At 59.9% G+C, this 2,646-nt stretch carries 5 protein-coding genes; 1 reads left to right on the top strand and 4 read right to left on the bottom strand.

Annotation, left to right across the window (positions count from 1 at the left end):
• Nucleotides 1-610: helix-turn-helix domain-containing protein (locus tag EN879_RS31455; RefSeq protein ID WP_127274504.1), on the bottom strand; the 610-nt coding region annotated here is incomplete at its 3' end.
• 138 nt (nucleotides 611-748) lie between these two features.
• Complete coding sequence (locus EN879_RS31450) at nucleotides 749-1,195, bottom strand: pyridoxamine 5'-phosphate oxidase family protein (protein WP_013525374.1); 447 nt, start codon at nucleotides 1,193-1,195, stop codon at nucleotides 749-751.
• A gap of 185 nt (nucleotides 1,196-1,380) precedes the next feature.
• Between EN879_RS31450 and EN879_RS31445 the strand changes: the two genes are divergently transcribed.
• Complete coding sequence (locus tag EN879_RS31445; protein ID WP_013525375.1) at nucleotides 1,381-1,590, top strand: hypothetical protein; 210 nt, start codon at nucleotides 1,381-1,383, stop codon at nucleotides 1,588-1,590.
• On the opposite strand, the gene fixJ is transcribed toward EN879_RS31445, so the two are convergent.
• A complete protein-coding gene (gene fixJ / locus EN879_RS31440) occupies nucleotides 1,587-2,201 on the bottom strand; it encodes a response regulator FixJ (RefSeq protein WP_013525376.1) in 615 nt (204 codons plus the stop codon). The genes EN879_RS31445 and fixJ overlap by 4 nt on opposite strands.
• Nucleotides 2,188-2,646 (bottom strand): ATP-binding protein (locus tag EN879_RS31435; RefSeq protein ID WP_164774700.1); only part of this gene is annotated, 459 nt, incomplete at its 5' end. The genes fixJ and EN879_RS31435, both read right to left, overlap by 14 nt.

Here is a 2,646-nt window from a genome sequence, read left to right as displayed (position 1 = left end):
TTTCGATGCTGCGCAGGCTGAGCAGGCGGATGACGCCCTTGTCCTTCAGCCGGGTGAAGATCCGCGATACCGTCTCGATGGTGAGGCCAAGATAATCGCCGATATCCATGCGCGACATCGGAAGTTCGACCTGCCGCAATCCGCCCTGGCGCTCCGACAGGTCGACCAGGAACGCGGCGACGCGTTCGATGGCGCTCTGGCGACCGAGGACCAGCAGGTGTTCCTGCGCTCTGGTCAACCCCTTCAGCGCCAGAGGCAACAACTGATGGGACATATCCGCTCCAGCTGTGAGGCGGAAGACGCGGACACCGGTGGAATTGACCGCTTCAGCAAAGAAATGGTGCGTCGTGTCGGCTTCGAAGCCGAATGTCTCTCCGGCGAGATGAAAGGCACTGATCTGCCGGCGGCCGTCAGCAAGCAGGCGGTAGACGCGGACGGCGCCGAACTCCACCTGGTAGAAGCCTCCGGCCTTCTCGCCCTGGGCGTAGATTTCCGCGCCTGCGGGATAGAAGCTGAGTGGTTGCAGCAGTGCGGGCTCAAAAGCCTCCGGCAGGTTGGGCTGGGCAGACCGTGACGGCAGCGAAATTCTGAAGGAGGTGTAGGCGTGCATGGCTGTTTTCCCGTTTTATCCGTGACACAGCAATCGCGCGAATCCGCGGGTCGCGAAATTCGGTTATGTCCCTACGGGAAACTACCTAGAGCCGCTCCTCCTGAATCGGTCCAGCGCTGGTCGCCGCAGTGAAGAAAGCTATTCACTTGCTTCGCGGCCCGACACCTGCTGGATCAAGATACGGAAGAAAACGTGGGGTGCACTGTCCGACACCGCAGGCATAAGTGGCTTGAGGGCGCCGGGCTCCCACCAAGCGGCGTGCTTGCTCAACATCGCCCATGCATGGTCACGCTCGAGCTTGTGGCCAATCCGGTCCGGCAGTTCCTCATAACGGCCATCGACGACGACGCTTCTCCAGCCTCGGCCCTGGCCGCGTTCACCCACCTGGACGGACACCAGGGGATTGGCACGCATCCAGTCGATCTTCTTGCCGGGCATGGAAAACGCGTAGAGATGATTGTCGGCGTGCGCATAGTGCACCGGCACCACGTAGGGCTGCCCACCCTTCGCGCATGCCAGATGACCGACACGGTTGGCGGTCAGCAATTTCGTGCATTCCAGGGCGGATAATGTGCGGATCAGCATGTGTGATCTCCTGAGTCTATTGGTCGTCCAACAGACTGTTGGCCCAGCCGCCGGAGCTGTCATTGATCGCAATCAAGGCAGCTTGCCGCTCGTCCGCAGCGGCATAGGCGGCAATTTCGTAAATGATTTAAATCAAGGCGCTGCTTGCCGCTTCCCCAGATCATGGGGAGATGTGGAAGCCGATCATGAGCGCTCCGTTTGGTCGCGAACTCGAACTCGCCGTCTTCGACGAGGAGGGCGAACATGCGCTCGTATTTCCCTGTATAAAAGGCCGGCAGGGTTGGAAGCACGCCGGGACTGGCGTGCGCGTCGATATCCGCCCGACCCATTGGCGCTACTGGCAGCCGAAGGCAATGCCGACAGACGGCGGCAAGTCTCTCGGGGACGCTTGCTAGTGTTTGGATTCCACGATCAACGCCATGCGCACGAGATGCGACAGGCTGCCCGCGGCCATCTTGCTCATCACATTGGCACGATGAATCTCGACAGTGCGCGGACTGATACCCAGATCATAGGCGATCGTCTTGTTCGGCAGACCCGACACGAGCCCGTCCAGAACCTGCCGCTCCCGCTCCGAAAGTGTGGCCAGGCGGCCGTGGATTTCGGAGGATTGCGGATGCGTTGCATTCGCCTGGTTGCGGTTGGCCAACGTGGAGCGGATCGCGTCGATCAGCATCTCGTCATCAAACGGCTTTTCAATGAAATCGGAAGCGCCTTCCTTCATTGCCTGAACGGCGAGCGCCACATCGGCATGGCCCGTCATGACAATAACTGGAATTGTATGCCCGCCGGATCTCAGTTGGCGCAGGAATTCGATGCCGTCTATGCCCGGCATGCGCACGTCGGTGACGATGCAGCCGTCGAGGTCGCCCTTTGCCGTCGAGAGAAAAGCCGTGGCCGATTCGTGCAGGCGTACTGCAAAATCTGCAGTCGCCAGAAGAAAACCGAGCGACTTGCGCACGTCCATGTCGTCGTCAACCACGTGCACCAGATCACTGCCGGCCATTTGTGACCTCTTCCTTCTCCACAATGCGCAAGGTGAATCGGAAGGCGGTCCCGCCAGTCGGCATCGCCTCGGCCCATATGTGACCACCGTGCGATTCCACGATGGTGCGGCAAATGGAGAGACCGACACCCATGCCTTGCTTCTTGGTGGTTACAAACGGCTGGAAGAGTTGAGCCGAGACTTCCGGCGCGAGACCCGGGCCAGTATCGATCACGCTTACCTCGGCCATCCCATCATCCCGGGCAATTGTTGTGACTTTCAATTCGCGGCGCGGCGAGTCCTGCATAGCCTCAACCGCATTGCGCATCAGGTTGAGCAAAACCTGCTGAATCTGGATGCGGTCGGTTAAGACCAGTTCGGCGACTGGATCAAGCTTGTAGCTGACGAGGAGATTTATCTCTCTTGCACCAACCAAGGCTAGGGAGGCGGCTTCCTCGATCAGCAT

The sequence above is a fragment of the Mesorhizobium sp. M7A.F.Ca.AU.002.02.1.1 genome, assembly GCF_003998535.1.
GTDB lineage: Bacteria > Pseudomonadota > Alphaproteobacteria > Rhizobiales > Rhizobiaceae > Mesorhizobium > Mesorhizobium ciceri.
The sequence above is the reverse complement of the archived record's forward strand: the minus strand, read 5'-3'. Positions and strand labels throughout refer to the sequence as shown.

Excerpts from the sequence above, each read along its gene's own strand:
- EN879_RS31450 (WP_013525374.1), bottom strand. The coding sequence starts at position 1,195 with ATGCTGATCCGCACATTATCCGCCCTGGAATGCACGAAATTGCTGACC.
- EN879_RS31445 (WP_013525375.1), top strand. The coding sequence starts at position 1,381 with ATGAGCGCTCCGTTTGGTCGCGAACTCGAACTCGCCGTCTTCGACGAG.
- fixJ (WP_013525376.1), bottom strand. The coding sequence starts at position 2,201 with ATGGCCGGCAGTGATCTGGTGCACGTGGTTGACGACGACATGGACGTG.